General features: G+C 55.8%; 17 protein-coding genes and 1 CRISPR repeat array. Of the genes, 12 read left to right on the top strand and 5 right to left on the bottom strand.

The genetic code is table 11. The annotated features are described in order from the left end of the window. Window positions 1-87: 87 nt before the first annotated feature. Both ACYQ15_RS20440 and ACYQ15_RS20435 read right to left on the bottom strand, forming a co-directional pair. Complete coding sequence (locus ACYQ15_RS20440) at window positions 88-369, bottom strand: ComEA family DNA-binding protein (RefSeq protein WP_459939315.1); 282 nt, start codon at window positions 367-369, stop codon at window positions 88-90. 316 nt (window positions 370-685) lie between these two features. Then, window positions 686-1,060 (bottom strand): hypothetical protein, encoded by a 375-nt coding sequence (locus ACYQ15_RS20435; protein ID WP_459939314.1) that lies wholly within the window; start codon window positions 1,058-1,060, stop codon window positions 686-688. Here ACYQ15_RS20435 and ACYQ15_RS20430 point away from each other — a divergent pair. From ACYQ15_RS20430 to ACYQ15_RS20375, 12 genes are all read left to right on the top strand, one after another. Continuing rightward, complete coding sequence (locus tag ACYQ15_RS20430; RefSeq protein ID WP_459939313.1) at window positions 1,049-1,882, top strand: helix-turn-helix transcriptional regulator; 834 nt, start codon at window positions 1,049-1,051, stop codon at window positions 1,880-1,882. The genes ACYQ15_RS20435 and ACYQ15_RS20430 overlap by 12 nt on opposite strands. Window positions 1,883-1,984: 102 nt before the next feature. After that, complete coding sequence (locus ACYQ15_RS20425) at window positions 1,985-2,485, top strand: ORF6N domain-containing protein (protein ID WP_459939312.1); 501 nt, start codon at window positions 1,985-1,987, stop codon at window positions 2,483-2,485. A 116-nt stretch (window positions 2,486-2,601) separates the two neighbouring features. Further along, window positions 2,602-5,277, top strand: a complete 2,676-nt coding sequence (gene cas3 / locus ACYQ15_RS20420; protein WP_459939311.1) for a CRISPR-associated helicase Cas3' — start codon at window positions 2,602-2,604, stop codon at window positions 5,275-5,277. Window positions 5,278-5,513: 236 nt separating this feature from the next. After that, window positions 5,514-7,094 carry a type I-E CRISPR-associated protein Cse1/CasA gene (gene casA, locus ACYQ15_RS20415; RefSeq protein ID WP_459939310.1) on the top strand — a complete coding sequence of 527 codons (1,581 nt, stop codon included), beginning with the start codon at window positions 5,514-5,516 and terminating at the stop codon, window positions 7,092-7,094. Continuing rightward, entirely contained in the window at window positions 7,091-7,600 is a 510-nt protein-coding gene (gene casB, locus ACYQ15_RS20410) for a type I-E CRISPR-associated protein Cse2/CasB (RefSeq protein ID WP_459939309.1), read from the top strand. Before casA ends, casB begins: the two co-directional genes overlap by 4 nt. Before the next feature lie 12 nt (window positions 7,601-7,612). Beyond that, a complete protein-coding gene (gene cas7e / locus ACYQ15_RS20405; protein ID WP_459939308.1) occupies window positions 7,613-8,740 on the top strand; it encodes a type I-E CRISPR-associated protein Cas7/Cse4/CasC in 1,128 nt (375 codons plus the stop codon). Window positions 8,741-8,743: 3 nt separating this feature from the next. Then, complete coding sequence (gene cas5e / locus ACYQ15_RS20400; protein WP_459939307.1) at window positions 8,744-9,517, top strand: type I-E CRISPR-associated protein Cas5/CasD; 774 nt, start codon at window positions 8,744-8,746, stop codon at window positions 9,515-9,517. Next, entirely contained in the window at window positions 9,492-10,142 is a 651-nt protein-coding gene (gene cas6e / locus ACYQ15_RS20395) for a type I-E CRISPR-associated protein Cas6/Cse3/CasE (RefSeq protein ID WP_459939306.1), read from the top strand. The genes cas5e and cas6e overlap by 26 nt, the downstream gene beginning before the upstream one ends. 122 nt (window positions 10,143-10,264) lie before the next feature. After that, entirely contained in the window at window positions 10,265-10,771 is a 507-nt protein-coding gene (locus tag ACYQ15_RS20390) for a four helix bundle protein (RefSeq protein WP_459939305.1), read from the top strand. A gap of 181 nt (window positions 10,772-10,952) precedes the next feature. Next, window positions 10,953-11,876 carry a type I-E CRISPR-associated endonuclease Cas1e gene (gene cas1e, locus ACYQ15_RS20385; protein WP_459939304.1) on the top strand — a complete coding sequence of 308 codons (924 nt, stop codon included), beginning with the start codon at window positions 10,953-10,955 and terminating at the stop codon, window positions 11,874-11,876. Next, window positions 11,857-12,177 (top strand): type I-E CRISPR-associated endoribonuclease Cas2e, encoded by a 321-nt coding sequence (gene cas2e / locus ACYQ15_RS20380; RefSeq protein WP_459939303.1) that lies wholly within the window; start codon window positions 11,857-11,859, stop codon window positions 12,175-12,177. Before cas1e ends, cas2e begins: the two co-directional genes overlap by 20 nt. A 63-nt stretch (window positions 12,178-12,240) precedes the next feature. Then, window positions 12,241-14,406: a CRISPR direct-repeat array (repeat unit 29 nt; unit sequence CCGTTCCCCACACACGTGGGGATGAACCG). A 457-nt stretch (window positions 14,407-14,863) separates the two neighbouring features. Beyond that, the gene (locus tag ACYQ15_RS20375; protein ID WP_459939302.1) at window positions 14,864-15,007 is read left to right on the top strand and encodes a hypothetical protein; all 144 of its coding nucleotides are present in this window, start codon (window positions 14,864-14,866) and stop codon (window positions 15,005-15,007) included. Window positions 15,008-15,018: 11 nt separating this feature from the next. Here ACYQ15_RS20375 and pcnB read toward each other — a convergent pair whose 3' ends face one another. The 3 genes from pcnB to ACYQ15_RS20360 form a co-directional block, all read right to left on the bottom strand. Further along, the gene (pcnB, locus tag ACYQ15_RS20370; RefSeq protein WP_459939301.1) at window positions 15,019-16,302 is read right to left on the bottom strand and encodes a polynucleotide adenylyltransferase PcnB; all 1,284 of its coding nucleotides are present in this window, start codon (window positions 16,300-16,302) and stop codon (window positions 15,019-15,021) included. Between the two features lie 490 nt (window positions 16,303-16,792). Then, window positions 16,793-17,848 (bottom strand): selenide, water dikinase SelD, encoded by a 1,056-nt coding sequence (gene selD / locus ACYQ15_RS20365; protein WP_459939300.1) that lies wholly within the window; start codon window positions 17,846-17,848, stop codon window positions 16,793-16,795. A 201-nt stretch (window positions 17,849-18,049) separates the two neighbouring features. Beyond that, the gene (locus ACYQ15_RS20360; RefSeq protein WP_459939299.1) at window positions 18,050-18,967 is read right to left on the bottom strand and encodes a selenium metabolism-associated LysR family transcriptional regulator; all 918 of its coding nucleotides are present in this window, start codon (window positions 18,965-18,967) and stop codon (window positions 18,050-18,052) included. Window positions 18,968-18,989: the final 22 nt, after the last annotated feature.

The following is an 18,989-nucleotide window of genomic DNA, read 5'->3' as shown; positions in this document are numbered from 1 at the left end:
AAAAAAGCCCGGACTTTGTTCAAAAGTCCGGGCTTTTTTATTTCCTGCGCAGCCCAAAGATACAGCCATAGATGCGGCCAAACAGGATCACTCCACCGTTATCAGATCCTCAAATTTCGCATACGTCGCTTCACCGATTCCGCTTACTTTTTTGATGTCTTCTTTCTCTTCAAAAGGATTTTCTTCCCGATAAATTATGATCCGTTCCGCAAGGGCGGGGCCAATGCCGGGCAATGTCTGCAACACTTCCGCGGGAGCCGTGTTGATATTGACCTTCTCATCAGCATACACCGTGGACGTGCCCATGATAATGCAGATTACCATGGCTCCAATCCATAAGCCAAAAACACTTTTGAAAATTCCCTTCATGGAATTCCTCCGCGTTAGAGGTTAATGAGAATGATCTGCCTCATGTCAAATATCAGAACCTGATACAATTACGAAAAAAATAATGCAAGACCGGAAATGCTATTTTTTCACGAATAATCAAAAAGCAGCTCGGTACATCGTGACACTTTTCTCACGGAAAGCACCTGTTCCTTCCCAGTAATGCCTCGGCGACCATCCCAACTCGTCATCCTGCCCGCCCTTATTCCAAGTACTCCGAATCGATCTCAAGGCGTGCTGATCTGGACGGTCAGCGAATCTTCCGTCCCTTTCAGAAAATGCCAACATTCAAATGAGACTATCCGGCACATGCCATCATGACATTGAGAATATATCTTATGTGGCAAGGGTGCGGATACAAATCGTCGCTCTGAGCGTCTGCCGCATTGCCCGCCAGCGGATTGTATTTTGGGAGACGAGAATGTAACCGTTCATCATCTGCGCTGCTGAACACGGCATTGATGCAAGTGTCGACCGATAGTGGCACAGCGCAGATCCCACAGCCTTCCACTTCGACCCCCAAGAGGCTGTCATCAACCGCATACTCCGCTTCTACGCCCTGGACCGGCTGCTTCGCACGCACAGACAATGCGTCCCCCGCCTCCTGATCGAGCAGGAACTGGAATGCTCCAGAGCCACGGTCAAACGGATCATCACGGAAATGCGCGACCACTTGGGCGCACCCATCGTCTATGACCGTGCCGAAGGAGGCTACTGCTACGACACGAGCGCGGGCAACTTCGAGCTGCCCGGCTTCTGGTTCAACGAATCAGAACTGCATGCCGTGCTGGCGGCCATCCAGTTCCTGGAAGCCACCCAGCCCGGACTGCTCCGGCAACCCTTGCGGGAACTCCTGAGGCGCCTGCGCCGGGCCGTGCAGGACATGGGAGTCAACGTGAACGACCTGTCCAGCCGAATCCTGCTCCATCCCATGCGCCACCGCCCGGTCCGTCCGCCGGTCTTCGAAGCGCTGGCCTCCGGACTGCTGGGCACACGCAAGATCCGGCTGGTCTATCACGGGCCGGACAAGCAGGCTCCAAGTCCGCGAGTCATCCACCCCTTCCGCCTGCTCCGCTACCGGGACGCTTGGTACCTCCTCGCCCACTGCGACCGGGCCGACGACCGCCGCACCTTCGCCCTGGATCGGATCGTCGAGGCCCAGGTTCTTCCCGAACAGGCCGACATGCCGGACAACACGATCCTGGACGCCCTGATGCGCGACTCCTTCGGCATCTTCCTGCGCAACCCGAACCGGACCGCAACCCTGCGCTTCACCGGCCAGGCGGCCCGCTGGGTGGAAAGCGAGATCTGGCACCCGGACCAGAAGGGGATCCGGCGCGACAACGGCTATGAACTGGACGTGCCCTACGGCGACCAGCGCGAACTGATCATGGAGATCCTCAGATACCTGCCGGACGTGGAAGTCCTGGCCCCGGAGGAACTGCGCCTGGCCGTGCGGGAACGGATTCTGGCGGCAGCGGAAAAATATTTTTGAGGGGATCAGTTTTTGAGCCTGTGCTGGTGGTAAAGGGAAAACCACTCGCCAAATCATGGGTAAGGAAACGGAACAATCCAAACCTTGCATGGGAGGAGAAACATGACGGACCTTGTTCCCTTGGAATCCATTGCCGGAAAAATCCTGTTGCTGCGCGGCACGAAGGTTATGCTGGATCGGGACTTGGCGGAATTGTACGGGGTTGAGACGAAAGTTCTCAAGAGACAGGTACGCAGAAATATCGATAGGTTCCCGGAAGATTTCATGTTCGAATTGTCAACCAATGAGCTGGAAAATTGGAGGTGCCAATTTGGCACCTCCAATTCCGACAAAATGGGCTTGCGTTACCCGCCCATGGCTTTCACCGAACAGGGCGTGGCCATGCTTTCCTCGGTCCTGAACAGCAAACGGGCCATCCAGGTCAACATCCAGATCATGCGCGCCTTCACCAAGCTCCGCCAAATGCTGGCCACTCACGACGACCTGCGCCGAAAGATCGAGGACATGGAAGCCAAATACGACGAACAATTCCGCGTCGTGTTCGATGCGTTGGGGCAGTTGCTGGAAACTGAGGAACATCCGGAGCGGAGGATTGGGTTGTGAGGGAGGATGTGAGGCGGTTTGGGGATCAAGAGGGCCACATCATCCGGTGAAATTGGTAGGATGGGTGGTGTGCATATCAAGTGCGGAAAATCAATGAGGATGGGAGCCTCAGATCAATGCATGACGTAACCGAGACATTTTACGGCTATTGGGGAAAAACCGGCCCCGACGACAGCTACCATCTTTTACCGTATCACTGCCTGGATGTGGCTGCGGTTCTTACGGCCATGATCGAAAAAGACGATCGAATCAAATTGCGTCTCACCGGCATTTCCGGTCTCAATGTTGATGCCCTGTTGCCATGGTTGACCTTTTTTGCCGCGCTTCACGATATTGGCAAGTACTCCTTGGGTTTTCAGGAAAAATCACCTGAAGTCATGGCCCTGCTGGGCAAACCGCTAACCGGGGCATGTTGTGGCGATCACCATACGACTCTGGGCATGTGGTTTTGGCAAAACAAATTGGCCAGAAGCCTTACCCAAGGGCCGTTTTCCCTGAAACCACGCCAAGTCCGATGTCTCGCTCCACTAGCTGAAGCGGCTTTCGGTCATCATGGTCAGCCAGCCTCACTCGAGTGCGGTCGCAGGCTTTTTTCAGGCTCTGAAGCCGACGTTTTCCGCTTGGTCGATATTCTTGCCGGACTTTTTCTGAGCAATGCCGTCCCGCCTACCGAAGAAGAATCAGCTTGGCGAACACTTTCCTGGCTGTTTGCCGGACTTCTGGTGGCCGCTGACTGGATTGGCTCCGCCTCCAGATGGTTTCCGCTGCGTAACGACGTTGTTGCACTGGAAACATATTGGTCGCTTGCCTGCAAAAAGGCCTGCATTGCCGTTGAAGAGAGCGGCCTGCTTCATCCATTCCCCTCTCCCTTGCGGGATTTTCATGCCCTGGTTCCGAACATCCCGACTCATTGCCCACCCAGCCCATTGCAAGAGCATGCCTTGAACCTTGCACCGACCCAAGGCCCGCAACTGCACATTTTCGAGGACCTGACCGGCGCTGGAAAGACCGAGGCGGCCTTGCTCTGCGCGCATGGCATCATGAGCCAGGGCGAAGCCGGTGGGCTGTTCATCGCTTTGCCGACTATGGCCACGGCCAATGCCATGTATGCTCGATTGGCCAAGACTCATCGTGCTCTGTTCGCCAAGGAGTCCCGTCCTTCGTTGATGCTCGCGCATGGTGCGCGACGTATTCATGAGGATTTTCTGGAAACCATCGCCTTGGAGAGAAGTCAGCCCGCCAGAAAGGATTGGAGTTTGGAAAACAGTCGTGCTGAATGTTCGGCTTGGCTTGCTGACAACCGCAAAAAGGCTCTCTTGGCCCCTTGCGGTGCGGGAACGCTGGACCAGGCCCTGCTGGCCGTTTTGCCCACACGCCACCAGTGTTTGCGACTGCTGGGGCTGAGCAGGGTTGTTCTGGTGGCCGATGAAATCCATGCCTATGATGAATACACCGGGGAGCTGTTACAGAAATTGTTGACCTTTCTGGGAGCGCTGGGCGCAAGCGCTATCCTGCTCACGGCCACCCTGCCCCTGGCCCTGCGGCAAAAGCTGGTGGAAGCTTATTGCGTGGGCCGGGACTGGGACTTTGATGTGTTACGGGAAAGCGCCTTTCCCCTGGCCACACGGGTTTGCGCCGAAGGTATCCGGGAAGTGCCGATCCAGGCCTCGCGCTTCCTGGATGTGGCCGTTGAGCTGGCCCATGATTCCGAGCGTATGTTTACAGCTCTCTTGAAGGCCCGAAGTAAAGGGGCCTGCTCCTGCTGGGTCAGAAACACTGTGGATGACGCGATTGAAACGTATCAATATCTTTTGGAAGCAGGTATTCCGGAATCCGACATAATTCTCTTCCACGCCAGATTCGCCATGGCGGACCGTCTACGCATCGAGGAACAGGTTCTGACTTTGTTCGGAAAGCAAGCGTCGCCCCAGGACCGATCCCGAAAAATCGTTATCGGCACGCAGGTTCTGGAGCAAAGTCTCAACCTGGATTTTGACCTGATGCTGTCCGACGTCGCGCCCATGGACTGCCTAATTCAACGTGCCGGGCGCTGCCATCGATTCGGCGAGACCATCCACCGTCCCGAAGGATTTGCGAAACCGCTGCTTCTGGTGCTCACCCCACCACCAGACTACGAACCCGCCAAAAACTGGCATCCGCGCATGTTCCCCAGAGCCTGCTGGGTTTATCCGCGCCAAGCCGTGCTGTGGCGGACGGCCAGACTGCTCCAGGAAAAAGGTCGGCTGGCATTGCCGAAAGACGCTCGTGAACTCATGGAGGGGGCCTATGGCCGCTTTGAGGCTCCGGATGTTTTTCTGGATGTGGACATGACTCCCGAAGGGGAAGCCCGGGCCAAAGCGGCCATGGCTCACCGCAACTCCCTTGCTTTCGACCTGGGGTATCGGCTGGATGCCGCTGAAACCATGTGGACATCAGATGCCCGGGTTCCCACAAGACTTGGGGAAGATACGGTACGTGTCCGGCTATGCCGCATGGTCCAAGGCAATATACATCTCTGGGCTGGCCTCGATATATCGCCTTTGAACTGCGCGCGATCCGAAGTCCCAATCAATGCCGACAGGCTGCGCTCCGTCTGGCCGGATGATCCTGAGATGTGGGCGGCCACCGAAGCTTTTGCCCATACCATGCCGGATGAAGGCAGACATTGTCTGGTCCTGGTTTTGCGCCCCGGGCCGGGCGCTGATCAATGGCAAGCTCTGGGACTGGACCATAAGGAACGCCCCGTTCGGATCAACTATGACCGCATGGGGTTACAGCTGGTAAAAGAATGAAATTAAAGATAAACAACTTCTTTGTGTTCCTCGTTTTCGGGGATGGACCGATTGGCATTTTGCCAAATGGGTCAAGGCCAAGAATGTTCCCCACACCCGTGGGGACGCGACAACTAAAAGATTGGAATTTTAATTGACAGCACAAACGAGCTTGGCTACCAACCAACTTGACATCATGATCATCCTGTCGCGTCGTGATGGAAATCGAGAAGCTGTTAATAAAACAAGGAGGTGATATGCATTTCAACCTGTTGCAAGAACGCTGGCTGCCCGTCCGTCTCGCCGACGACACGATGCGCCGGATCACCCCGTGGGAGATCACCGGCAAGGAGATTCCCATCCTTGAACTTGCTCCGGTCAGGGCGGATTTCCGGAGCGCCTTGTATGAATTCCTGATCGGCTTGTTGCAAACGACCTGCCCGCCCAGGGACGTTACCGATTGGGAAGAGCGGTTGGAGCGCCCCCCGGATGAACACGTATTGCGCGAGGCAATGCTTGGACTTGCGGGATATTTCAATTTACTGGGGGAGCGCCCTCTGTTTTTGCAGGATTTATCCATCGAACCGGCACCCAAACTGGCCATACCGGTTAGTGCGTTGCTTATCGACGCCCCTGCCGAGTTTTTCATCAAGCCTGGACAGGTTGACGCTCTTTGCCCGGCTTGCGCGGCCATGGCCCTGTTCACCATGCAGGCCTTTGCTCCATCCGGAGGAAGGGGCAACCGCACCTCCTTGCGCGGTGGAGGACCACTGTCCACCATTCTTCTGGGCGACAACCTCTGGAAAACACTCTGGTTGAATGTCATGCCTCTCACGGAACGCGGTGCGGCACCGAAACCAGTGGATGCCGACCTTCCGGGCAAGGTTTTTGCCTGGGCAGCGCCAACCCGTACTAGTGAAAAGGAAGGCTCACAGATCTGGCCCCAGGATGTCCATTTCCTGCATCCCTACTGGGGCATGCCGCGTCGCTACCTCCTCCTGCCGGAGCAGACGGAACGGCCTGTTCCCTGTTCGCTCTGCGAGACCGAAGGGCGTACTGTCGTCCGCAAGGTTCAGCAGCGTCCTCATGGACCAAACTACGGAGACACCTGGAGGCACCCCCTGTCGCCGTATCGGGACCAGGGCGTCGACAAACCAATGCTGAGCATCAAAGGCACGGCGCATATTACCGGATACGTCCACTGGCTTGGACTACTCCATGGCGACTCCGACAACGTGCAGGGGAGAATCCTTCCGGCCCGCTGTTTGGCTTGGCATGCCAGGGCCGGCTTCCTGGACGTCCAGGACCAGGCACGACGGCTCTTGGCCAGCGGTTATGACGTCGAAAACATGAAACCTCGACAATGGTGCGAAGGCGAACTTCCCATCGTGGTTGTCCCCCCCGGCCTTCAGGAAGATTTTCGTCGCGAAATCGCGGCGCTTGTGCAGGCCGCCAACACTGTTCGCGCCCACCTTGTCGTGGCCCTGAAAGAGGCTGTCTATTATGCCGACAAATCCGTATCCGCCGATGCTTCCCGTCTTGCCAACGCGACAACCGATTTTTGGGGACGGACCGAAATGGCTTTTTACCGGACTGTTTCCGAACTACCGGGCATGATGAAAATGGAAGACCAGGAAGGATTGCTTCAGTTACGGCAAAGCTGGGCTGATTCGCTGATCAATGAAGCCTTGGAGATATTTTACGGTGAGGCGGAAACGGGACGCTTCCACCCGGACCAAGCGCGACGAACCCAGAAAGCCCTGAGGAAAATGAAAAATTTTAACAGGAAAAGGCTGCGGGACATTCTGGAACTTCCAAAGAATTGGAGGATGTCATGAACGAAAACCACAAATACCTGAATCAGGATGCGTTTTGGACTGTGCTGCGGGATTGGTTTGACGCCCTGGCCGGCAATCTTGGCCAGCGCGCCCGATTGCGTCGGGCGAAGGAGCCTTTTGAGGTCTTCATCTCTCCGGCCATGCAGCGAGATCTGCGCATCAGACTGATCCAGGCCGGCTTTCCACTGTCCAACCAGGCATTGGAACGACTGGCCCTGGGCATCGGCGTCGTGTCCCATGCCAAGGCTCTGCTTGGCGAAGGCCATTTCGCCCGCCAGCTGGCCAGGGCGGACAAAGGCAGCCAGGACGTGCGGGATGTACGTTTCCGACGTCTGCTCGCCGTGGAAGACCGGGAGGAATTGTACACCATGCTTGTGCGACTGGTCCGTTATCTGGACGGCGTCGTGCATCTGGAAAGTCTGATCAAGGGAACCTTTTGGTGGAACGAGAAAACCAGAAGGGAATGGGCCATGCACTATTACACCGTGACCGACGCTCACGAATAGGGAGACAAAATCATGAGCAGATTCATCCAACTGCACCTGTTGACCAGCTACCCCGCCTCAAACCTGAACAGGGACGATTTGGGCCGCCCCAAGACAGTGATCATGGGCAATGTCCAACGTTTGCGCGTCTCCTCCCAGGGCCTGAAACGCTGCTGGCGCACATCCGAGATTTTTCAGAAGGCCCTGGCGGGCCGCATCGGTATCCGGACCAAGGAAATGGGCAAATACGTCTACAGTGCCCTGATCTCTGAAAAACCATTGTCCGCGGTGATCACCCCTCCCGACCTCTCGGCCATTGCCGGAATCACACCGGAACAGGTCAACAAGAAGGCCCACGCCATCAGCCAAGCAGTCGCCGGGGTGTTTGGACAAGTCAAACCACTGCCCAAGAAGGAGGCAGACATTGCCAAGGATCCTCTGATTGACCTGGAGATAGCTCAACTGGCCCACTTGTCCCCAACGGAGATCAACGCCGTCGGCGCCTTGACCGAAAAATGCCGCCAGGGGCTGACCATTCCCGGCGCCGCGGACCTAAACCTTCTGCGCAAGGAAAACCAGGCTGCGGACATCGCCATGTTCGGCAGAATGCTGGCTGCCAGCAAGGAGTTCAACGTCGATGCCGCCGTACAGGTCTCCCATGCCATGACGGTGCATAAAGTCCTTGTGGAGGATGATTTTTTTACTGCGGTGGACGACCTGAACGTGGACGACTCCGGAGCCGGTCACATGGGAGTCGCCGAGTTTGGCGCGGGCCTTTTCTATCTCTACGTGTGCATTGATCGGGAAATTCTTCGGGAGAACCTGGGCGGCGACCAGGCCTTGACGGCCAAAGTCCTTGGGGCGCTGTGCGAAGCGGCCTGTACGGTCAGCCCTACGGGCAAGCAGAACAGTTACGCTTCCCGTGCCCGCGCTTCCTACTGCCTGGCTGAAAAAGGGGACGAGCAACCCCGGCAGCTGTCCGTTGCCTTTCTCGACCCCGTGGACACGTCCGTGAACATGCTCCCAAAAGCCATAGAAAGACTTGAGGGCATGAAAAAGAACATGGATGCCGTTTACGGAAGCGCCGTGGAAGATAAATCTTTCAACACCCTGACGGGCACCGGCAGCATGGATGACGTCCGGTCGTTCATCACGAGGTAGCCCATGCAAGACCATCTTTGCTTTCAACTATACGCGCCCATGCAAGCCTGGGGGGCCGTGGCAGTGGGAGAAGTCCGACCCGTGGTCGACCATCCCACACGATCCGGCGTCCTTGGGCTGCTGGCCGCCTGTCTTGGCCTGCGACGCGACGAAGAACCACGTCTTCAGCACTTGCGGCAACAGTGCGGACTGACAATCCGAGTGGATGCACCCGGACGACGCATGACGGACTACCATACGATCCAGGCCCCAAAGATCCTCAAGCGCCGAACATTTTACACGCGACGGGACGAGTTGGGGCAGAAGCTGGACCTATCCGAAACGCCTTCCACCATTCTCTCGCGTCGTGAATATCTGGCCGATGCACTGTTCACCGCCTGCATATGGCTTCGGACAAGCGACGGGCCTTTCACACTGGAACAGATGCATGACGCATTGCGCAAACCCAAACTGACGCCCTACCTGGGCCGCAAGTCCTGTCCTCCAGGTATTCCGTTCCACCCAAGGCTCATCCAGGCAACAGGTCCCATGCAAGCCCTGCAAAATTACAGCACGGATGATCTGTTGGATTTGCTCCGGAACACTAGTGATGACGCAGCCATTTTTTCCGACCTTTCAGATATGCTTCCTGCCCAGGGCCATGTCGCTTCGTCGAGGGATGAGCCACTGCATTTTGGCCGCAGGCAGTTCACCACCAGAAAAGAGGCTGCGTTCCGTTGGAAGCTCGATAACGCCACCAAGGAGGCGGATCATGTACATGAGCAAGCTCAACCTTGACCCCCGAACAGCGGCAAGAATGGGTATTTACGAGGAACATCGGGCCTTGTGGGACATTTTCTCCGACGGACCGGACCGGAAACGGGATTTTCTGTATCGCAATCAAGGAGAAGGAGCATACCTGACGGTTTCCAGCCGCCCTCCACGGGATGCCCAAGGCCCATGGCGGATCCAAATCAAACCATACGGTCCGGTGCTGCGAGGCCATGAAATTCTGGCATTCTCCTTGCGTTTGAACGCCGTACGTAAGGTCCGCGACGAACAAGGGCGGCAGCACCGCCATGACATCGTGCAGGACTTGCGAAAACGCCTGATGAGTCAGGGCCAAACTGGAAATGATCTGCCCAGCCGAACCGTCCTGGCCGAACAGGCCGTATTGAAATGGTTTGCCGCAAGAGAAGAGGAACTGGGCTTTTCTCTGGTCAAAGGAACGTTGGTTGTTGAAACCTACCATCAACAGACTGTTCGAAAAGAAAAAGGCAACAGGCCGATCCGCTTCTCTACCTTGGATTTATACGGCAAAATCCAAATTCACGATCCGGTCTTGACTAAAAAGTGCCTCATGCGCGGAATCGGGAACGCTAAAGGATTAGGGTGCGGCCTGCTCTTGGTAAAGCGTATTTAACTTCAACAAGAGTGGCAGCTTGGACGATTCGCCTATCACCATCAGAATCGAGTTGATTTGTTCAGCGGATGAATGGAAAGCTGGATCTGTTCTGCAAACCTGTCATTCAATATGGAGCCCCAATGCCCACCTTCAACCGTTTCGAAGACCTTCCGGTCTGGAAGGAGGCCATCCGGCTGGCGGAAGGCGTGTACGACATGACCGAGTCGAATGAATGGCGGAGCAGTTTTAGTTTGCGGGATCAATTGGAGCGGGCGGCCTTGTCGGTTTCCAACAATATCGCCGAAGGGTTCGAGCGCGGGACGACCAATGAGTTGTTGGCCTTTCTGTACATCGCCAGGGGGTCCGCCGGGGAAGTCCGGTCCATGCTCTGCTTTCTCGAACGCCGTAAGGGCTACGTCCATTTCAAATCTCAAATCTCAAATTTGAAATCCATCGCCGAGAGTTGTTCCCGGCAATTGCGGGCCTGGGCGGATCATCTGCAGAATTGTGAAATCAAGGGCCAGCGCCACCTTTCGGAGAAATCTCGAAAACAGTATCACGCAAAAAAGGACGCCGATGACTTCATGCGCGAACTCAGGGACAGATTGCCCTCGCATCACTCCTCACGCATGAATGCTAAAGAATGATCAGATTTCACGGTGATTTTTCATTGGAGCAACATGATCATGAACTACGCCAGACGCTATAGTTTCAAATCAGAAACTGAAAACTACCTGAATGGACTTGGCCTTATATCAATCTCTTCCATGAGCCCACAATTATCCTCCTGTTCCTGCATTCAGGAGCACCTTGCTTGAGCGTGTAATCATGAGCCACCCAATACTTCCCCCCCTCAAGCCAATACCCATCAAAGACCGCGTTTCCGTTCTCTTCGTGGAAAAAGGAAATCTGGACGTGCTGGACGGCGCGTTCATGGTCGTGGACAAACGCGGAACGCGCACCCACATTCCCGTGGGCGGCGTGGTCTGCCTGATGCTCGAACCGGGCAGTCGGGTTTCCCATGCCGCCGTGGCCCTGGCATCTCGCGTAGGTTGCCTTTTGATCTGGACCGGTGATTCCGGAGTCCGACTGTATTCCGCGGGCCAGCCGGGCGGGGCCAGAGCGGACAGGCTGCTTTACCAGGCCAAGCTGGCCCTGGACGACGATGCCCGGTTGAAGGTGGTACGCAAGATGTACGCCATGCGGTTCAAGGAAGAACCTCCTGCCCGGCGCAGCGTGGAACAGCTCCGGGGAATAGAGGGCGTGCGGGTGCGCAAGATGTATGAGCTTTTGGCCAAGCAATATGGCGTTACCTGGAGAGTACGCAGCTACGATTACACGAACTGGGGCAGCGGCGACATTGCCAACCGATGCCTGAGCTCAGCCACAGCCTGCCTCTACGGCATCACCGAGGCGGCAATTCTGGCTGCGGGATACGCCCCGGCCATCGGTTTCATCCATACCGGCAAGCCACAATCCTTCGTGTACGACATCGCGGACATTTTCAAATTCGAAACCGTGGTTCCCGTCGCCTTCCGCATTGCCGCCAAAAATCCCCGTGACCCAGAGCGGGACGTACGCCTGGCCTGCCGTGAGGTGTTCCGTCAGACGCGCCTGCTGCGCAAGATCATCCCATCTATCGAGGAAATACTGACTGCTGGCGGCTTGAAGCTCCCCGACCCTCACCCCGAAGCCGTTCCACCGGCCATCCCCAACAAAGAGAGCATTGGCGATGCTGGTCATCGTGGTTGAAAACGCCCCACCACGACTTCGCGGCCGACTGGCCTTGTGGTTGCTGGAGGTCCGGGCAGGAGTGTATGTGGGGAAGGTATCGCGACGAGTTCGGGAAATGATCTGGGCCAATGTAGAAGACGGAATCGGCCAGGGCAACGCTATCATGGCCTGGTCCACGAACACCGAATCCGGTTTCGATTTTCAAACCCTGGGAACCAATCGACGTATTCCCGTGGAAATGGATGGAATCAAACTGGTTTCCTTTCTTCCAGAAAATGGAGAACCGCCAGGCAATGACACATGCAACCGCAATAATTGAATTAAATTCGGTAGACTTGAACTCACTAAAAATCACCTAAAAATTCAACACAGTACAGGAAGTCCGTTCCCCACACACGTGGGGATGAACCGGTGGGAAATTCGTTCAACAAGTGATTGCAATTCCGTTCCCCACACACGTGGGGATGAACCGGCATGGGGTGAAAAAGGAAAAGGCAAGGGTGGCCGTTCCCCACACACGTGGGGATGAACCGAGCGTTTCGTCCATTGGAAAGCCGGTGGCGTGCCGTTCCCCACACACGTGGGGATGAACCGGATCCCCCGGTTCCCACCCAGGTGGAGGCTCACCGTTCCCCACACACGTGGGGATGAACCGCTGTTCGATGCCTTGGGATTCAAGGTATGCCGCCGTTCCCCACACACGTGGGGATGAACCGACATGATCCCCGCTGCGCATGATGACCTGGTACCGTTCCCCACACACGTGGGGATGAACCGTTGCTTCATCCATTAGCGCAACCTCGGAATAACCGTTCCCCACACACGTGGGGATGAACCGCGCTGAGTTTCCGACCAAAAAGAGACTCGCCCCCGTTCCCCACACACGTGGGGATGAACCAGGTAGGCCCAAACTGAAAAGCGGTCATGGCACTCCGTTCCCCACACACGTGGGGATGAACCGTACTCCAAATACGGACTACAGAGGATGGCCAGCCGTTCCCCACACACGTGGGGATGAACCGATGTTCGTGGACCTGTGGCGCAATATGTTCAGCCGTTCCCCACACACGTGGGGATGAACCGGCGGAGCTGCTTCAACCACCACTTCAGCTTCTCCGTTCCCCACACACGTGGGGATGAACCGGCGTGGCCAGATGAGGTGCTGGCAGTAAATCCCCGTTCCCCACACACGTGGGGATGAACCGGACGCTGGCGAATCGGTCAACCATCAAATATCCCGTTCCCCACACACGTGGGGATGAACCGTCGGTTCCGGCGTGCTGCGGCATGACTACGATCCGTTCCCCACACACGTGGGGATGAACCGCCCACGGACATGACCACCGGCATCCGCGTGTCCCCGTTCCCCACACACGTGGGGATGAACCGTAGAAAATTTTCTTAAAAGATACAATATGACCCCGTTCCCCACACACGTGGGGATGAACCGCTGTTTCAATGACGCCGGTTCACGCATCCACCCCGTTCCCCACACACGTGGGGATGAACCGTTCGCCGTCCCGCCATATCGACCAGAGGCACGCCGTTCCCCACACACGTGGGGATGAACCGGAACAGAAAGATTCTGAAGAATACTCAAGGCTCCGTTCCCCACACACGTGGGGATGAACCGGTCAAAGAGGCCATGGAGCTGGCGGAAATTGACCGTTCCCCACACACGTGGGGATGAACCGTCATGCTGGACGACCTGCACCGCATAGTCCCGCCGTTCCCCACACACGTGGGGATGAACCGTATCCATGTTCTGGCAGGATTGGGCATCCGGCCCGTTCCCCACACACGTGGGGATGAACCGTCCTCATTTGCAGTTGCAGTCCCGGCCTTTTTCCGTTCCCCACACACGTGGGGATGAACCGGCGTCATTGTGGGCGACAGCTTCAAAGAGAAACCGTTCCCCACACACGTGGGGATGAACCGGCATGATGAAGCAAGCCGAGCGCGTCAATGACCCGTTCCCCACACACGTGGGGATGAACCGTTGCTGGACGACGCTTTTAATGTCTGGCGTCACCGTTCCCCACACACGTGGGGATGAACCGTAATATTGCGATACCTGCACCCAATGTTAAAGCCGTTCCCCACACACGTGGGGATGAACCGGCCATATTCCCCAAAACCTTCAACCTGTACCTCCGTTCCCCACACACGTGGGGATGAACCGCTCCGGGAGTGGACTGTGTTCTTTGCGGAAGTCCGTTCCCCACACACGTGGGGATGAACCGGCTCGCCGTTGATTTATGAACTGACAGTGAGGCCGTTCCCCACACACGTGGGGATGAACCGGACTACGCAAGCCGGATCGTGGAGATAATGGACCGTTCCCCACACACGTGGGGATGAACCGGATTCGGCGGGGAATGTCCGGGAGTATCTGCCCCGTTCCCCACACACGTGGGGATGAACCGGTCACGTCCTTTTGTGGCGCAAGATTGTCAAGCCGTTCCCCACACACGTGGGGATGAACCGTTCCGCCAGATCGTCCTGGACGAGTTCGACAACCGTTCCCCACACACGTGGGGATGAACCGGCTTGATTGTATAGGCCCTGCTTGATTGCGATGAGAACGGCGCAGAGACCAGTTTCAGTTGTACGACTTTTTCGTACAACATATGGTATCCTTGCAAGAATCGCCGCGACCACATGACCGACCTGAAACTGTTTTCACCATGCACGGCGAAGCGGCTACGACCAAAATCGCCTGCAAAGGATGCGGAAGGCTTTATCGAAAACAAAGGCGCGGCCCGAAGGGGCGGGTGCATCGCCAGGGATGCCAGAGAAAAGCTTGAAGATTTAAAACGGAGTCAAGGTGGTCACTGGGGGACAATTACCTGACCGAACCAGAAAGCAGAAGCGGTTCACTGGAAAGAAATCCAAATGATCGACACGCCCCTGATTCCCGTGCGCATGCTCAACGAGCACGTCTATTGCCCCCGCCTGGCCTACATGATGTGGTTCATAGGGAATTCCGGCACAACGAGTACACCGTGGACGGAATCATCAAGCATCGCCGGGTGGACAAGGGGAGTGGCAGTCTGCCGGAAGCCCTGGAAGAGAATGGACACATCCATGCCCGGTTCGCGCCCCTGTCCTCGATAACCGGGGCTGATCGCCTGGGTGGATTTCTGTGAAAGGCGTAGGATCATCGACGTCTTCTCCGCGGACGTCTGTACTTTGGCCGAACTTGTTCTGAATTCCCGTCGGCGACAATGATCTGCTCACGCCGCGCCTCGACCTCTTGCCGCAAAGTCCGCCAGGGTTCGCTGCGGCTGAGGTCCTCCCCGGCAACGCGCAATCCCAGTTCATACAAGGCCAGTGTCTCCGGGAAACCCTCCTGGGCCGCGAATCCTCGTTTGGAGAACCGTTTTCGTTTATCCGGTACGAAACGTGATTGATTGGCCATTGCCTGAATGACCCGGCTCGACATCCAGCGGGGCATGCTGATGCGGGCGCACAGGGGAGCAAGGAAGTCGACCAGCAGCTCGTTGATCGAGACGCGTTCGTCTTTGGCCTCGCGTTCCGCTGCCTGCCCGGCAACAAGACGTTGCATTGGAGCGAAAAGAAGTGCCGCGAAAATCAGAACCGTCTCGAGTTGGCCCGTCTCTTTGATGCGGTCATCCAGGTGCCGCAACCATGACCACAAGATGGAATCCTGGCCGCCATCTTGGTCCAGGTATTCAGCGACTTCCGGGATCAACTCCCGCAAGAGCCCTGTTTTGTACAACAACCGAACAGATTTTTCGCCGCTGCCGTACGAGAAAAGCTTTTGTAATTCTTCGAAGATTCTTGCCGGCGATGACTTGCGAATCTCCGCATAGTGGCGCGTTATGGCATTATATGTTGCCGGTTCGATGTTGAAATCAAGTCGTGAGGCAAACCGAATCGCTCGAATCATGCGCACGGGATCCTCGCGAAAGCGGATATTCGGATCGCCGATACAACGAATCAAACGGTTTTCAATGTCACTGACGCCGCCGACATGATCAAGAATGGAAAATCTTCCAATCTCATAGAACAGCGCATTTATGGTAAAATCTCGGCGCAGGGCGTCTTCTTCCGGGGTTCCGTAACAATTGTCCCGAAATACGTACAATTCATCGCCCTTGTCTTCATCAGGCTCCGGACATCTCCGGAAGGTTGATGTCTCGATGATTTGGTCGCTGAACTTGATATGGGCCAATCGAAACCGACGCCCGATCAGAAAACAATTCCGGAAAAGTTTCTTGATCTGGTTCGGCGTGGCATTGGTGCTGACGTCAAAATCCTTGGGAGTTCGCCCAAGGAGCAGGTCACGCACGCTGCCTCCAACGAGGTAGGCGGTGTAACCTCTGCGCACCAGACGGTACATGACTTTGAGAGCGTCGGGGTGGATATTTTTTCGAGAGATGGGATGTTCTGGTCTCGGAATGCGTATTACTTCCGTCACTTTGCGGGTAATCCTTGAAATGAGTTAAACATGATGCAGGTACATAACTTTCCGGCTGTCAACCATGGCCGGCATACAGAGGCAGATATGGTGGCAGAAGAAATTTGGTGCAGCTACCCAGCTTCAGAGCGGGCAAATGTTCGTCTTTCGTAACTATCCAGCAGACGCAGACTGTTGCCGAGTTCGGCATCGGAGTCGGGGGCGGTATTGAAACGATGCCACCTGGAAAGGCAATCCTTTGTTTCGTGTAACTTCTCAGCTCATCCGAGAAAAGCGGGCTGGATACCGGCCTACGCCGGTATGACTAAACTGTGGAAGGACGAGCACGATATGTCATTCCGGCGATAGCTGGAATCCAGGTCTTTTCCTCGATTTTGATGAATAAATGCGAATTAGGCATTCCTGCTGCCCATTCTGCGACACCGAGAAAACACCCCCCCGGGATCTGTTTCCGGCTGACATCTGTTTGCTGAGCAGTTCCCTGGGTAAACTAGCCGAGAACCAGGCGGGGCATCCCGGGTTCATGGGGCAAAACCCGCCCAACGACATCAGCATTATCCCCGCCTTTGAGAAGCAAATCACGGGCTTCAGCCAAATGATGTTCCGGCACGCCAAGAACCAGGCCGCCGGATGTCTGGGCATCAAACATCAAATCCGCCCGAACGAGATCAACGCTGGATTCCACATGGACCTGAGCGGCGCAGTATTTTTTGTTGGCGAAGCTTCCCGCGGGGAGCATCCCCATGTCAACCAACTCAAGAGCCTTTTCCATGATCGGAACCTTGCCCACATCCAGTTGGATGGACTTGTTGGACGCCTTGGCCATTTCCAAAAGGTGACCGCCAAGGCCGAAACCCGTTACGTCCGTGGCTCCTTTCAAGCCGAGCTGCGCAATGACTTTCCCACCAACACGGTTCAGGCGGGCCGCCCAATGATGCAACTGTTCTTCAAGCTTGTCGGCGCCGGGAAGAGCAGCCTTGAGGGCTGTCGCCAAAACTCCGGATCCGAGAGGCTTCGTCAGAATCAGCAGGTCGCCGGTCTGCAAACCGCCATTGGTTGCAAACTTGTCAGCAGCGACAGCACCTGAAACGGACAATCCATATTTGATTTCCTGATCCTCCACGCTGTGCCCGCCGGCCAGAACCGCGCCGGCTTCCTGGATTTTGCTCAAACCGCCCCGCAAGATCTCCTTCAGAATATCCTTGGACATCGTCTTGATGGGAAAGCAGACAATGTTCATGGCACACAGCGGCTCCCCCCCCATGGCATATATATCCGAAAGGGAATTCGCGGCGGCAATTTGGCCAAACCAGAACGGGTCATTGACAATGGGCGTGAAGAAATCAACCGTCTGCACCAGGGCCATGCCTGATGGAAAGCGCACAATCGCGGCGTCTTCGGCATTCGCCGTTCCAGAGATCAAACGCTCATCCTGCTCACTGACCAGACCATCCAGAATGCTCTCCAGGTCCCCTGGAGACAATTTGGAGGCTCAACCAGCGGCGGATACGGTTTGAACAAGATTGAAGGTGCTGGAAGTCGTCATCGCATACCCCTCACATTAGTGACTTATTCCTGATAGCCTGCAAGAAAATACAAGTTATGAACCGCCCCCACACTCACTTTGCCCTGGCTGTCCGTGGCTAATGACAACTTTCCTGAACAAAGTGAGGGCGGGGCGAGGGCCGCTTCGCTCATGGCGCAGGTGACGCCAAGGAAACATTTTGGAAAGCAAAATTCATCCGAGTCACGTCACCGGCAATGAAGTCGGCTTCGCCATGGTGTCAATCAAAAATTTAAGAAAAAATCTGACCACGGGAAACTGGTGGCGGTGTGGATTGTGGACAACATAAAAACTGCGCTGGAATTGCAACTCGGGGACATCAAGAACAATGAGTTCTTTACGCTGGATGTAATCGCGTGCCGCCAGTTTGGAACTGACCGCAATTCCAAGGCCGCACCGGACAAACCGCAGCAACGATTCGGTACTGTCCACAATGCTGGCCACCTTTAGCATCCTGGGAGAGAAACCGGCTGTCTGAAGAGCCGATTCCGTGGCAAGCCGTGTTCCGGAACCAGCTTGTCTCACGATCCATGGCATCCGTGTTATGCAATCAAGTGAAAGAGGCGGCTCATACGCCTGAAGGAAATCAGGCGCTGCCAATACAACCAGAGAATCCTCAAACAAGGGCACAAATTCAAGTTCAGTAACATTTTCCTGGGCCCCAACAATCCCTATGGAAACATCTCCGTGCAGGATTTGTTTCACAATTTCTCGCGAATCACCTTGAATCAGAGATATGGTAACATCAGGATATCGTATCAAGAACTTGTTCAGCACCGAGGGAAGCAAGTAGTTGGCGGGGATGGTGCTGCCGCCCAGAACCAATTCGCCCGAAACCTTGTTCGAGAGCAACCGGATTTCCGTCTCGGCCTGGTCCAATGCGGCAAAGACCGTCTCGCAATGGCGGTACAGGATATCAGCAGCCTGGGTTGGCTGAATCCCACGCCCGAGCCTGTCAAAAAAAGAAACCTCCATGAGTTGTTCCAAAGAGGCCACATGCGCGCTGATGGTGGGCTGAGATAAAAAAAGATCTTCGGCGGCCCTGGAAAAACTTCTTCGCTCGTAAACTTTGCTGAAGGCTCTGAGTTGACGGATATCCATGGATTAAATGGAGACTAATAGT

The organism is Desulfonatronum parangueonense (assembly GCF_054656975.1).
The sequence above is the reverse complement of the archived record's forward strand: the minus strand, read 5'-3'. Positions and strand labels throughout refer to the sequence as shown.

Coding starts and splice junctions, on each gene's coding strand:
- ACYQ15_RS20425 (WP_459939312.1), top strand. CDS start 1,985: ATGACGGACCTTGTTCCCTTGGAATCCATTGCCGGAAAAATCCTGTTG.
- cas2e (WP_459939303.1), top strand. CDS start 11,857: ATGCTGGTCATCGTGGTTGAAAACGCCCCACCACGACTTCGCGGCCGA.
- cas5e (WP_459939307.1), top strand. CDS start 8,744: ATGCAAGACCATCTTTGCTTTCAACTATACGCGCCCATGCAAGCCTGG.
- ACYQ15_RS20430 (WP_459939313.1), top strand. CDS start 1,049: ATGCGCGACCACTTGGGCGCACCCATCGTCTATGACCGTGCCGAAGGA.
- ACYQ15_RS20390 (WP_459939305.1), top strand. CDS start 10,265: ATGCCCACCTTCAACCGTTTCGAAGACCTTCCGGTCTGGAAGGAGGCC.
- cas3 (WP_459939311.1), top strand. CDS start 2,602: ATGCATGACGTAACCGAGACATTTTACGGCTATTGGGGAAAAACCGGC.
- cas1e (WP_459939304.1), top strand. CDS start 10,953: ATGAGCCACCCAATACTTCCCCCCCTCAAGCCAATACCCATCAAAGAC.
- cas7e (WP_459939308.1), top strand. CDS start 7,613: ATGAGCAGATTCATCCAACTGCACCTGTTGACCAGCTACCCCGCCTCA.
- cas6e (WP_459939306.1), top strand. CDS start 9,492: ATGTACATGAGCAAGCTCAACCTTGACCCCCGAACAGCGGCAAGAATG.
- ACYQ15_RS20440 (WP_459939315.1), bottom strand. CDS start 369: ATGAAGGGAATTTTCAAAAGTGTTTTTGGCTTATGGATTGGAGCCATG.
- casA (WP_459939310.1), top strand. CDS start 5,514: ATGCATTTCAACCTGTTGCAAGAACGCTGGCTGCCCGTCCGTCTCGCC.
- casB (WP_459939309.1), top strand. CDS start 7,091: ATGAACGAAAACCACAAATACCTGAATCAGGATGCGTTTTGGACTGTG.
- ACYQ15_RS20360 (WP_459939299.1), bottom strand. CDS start 18,967: ATGGATATCCGTCAACTCAGAGCCTTCAGCAAAGTTTACGAGCGAAGA.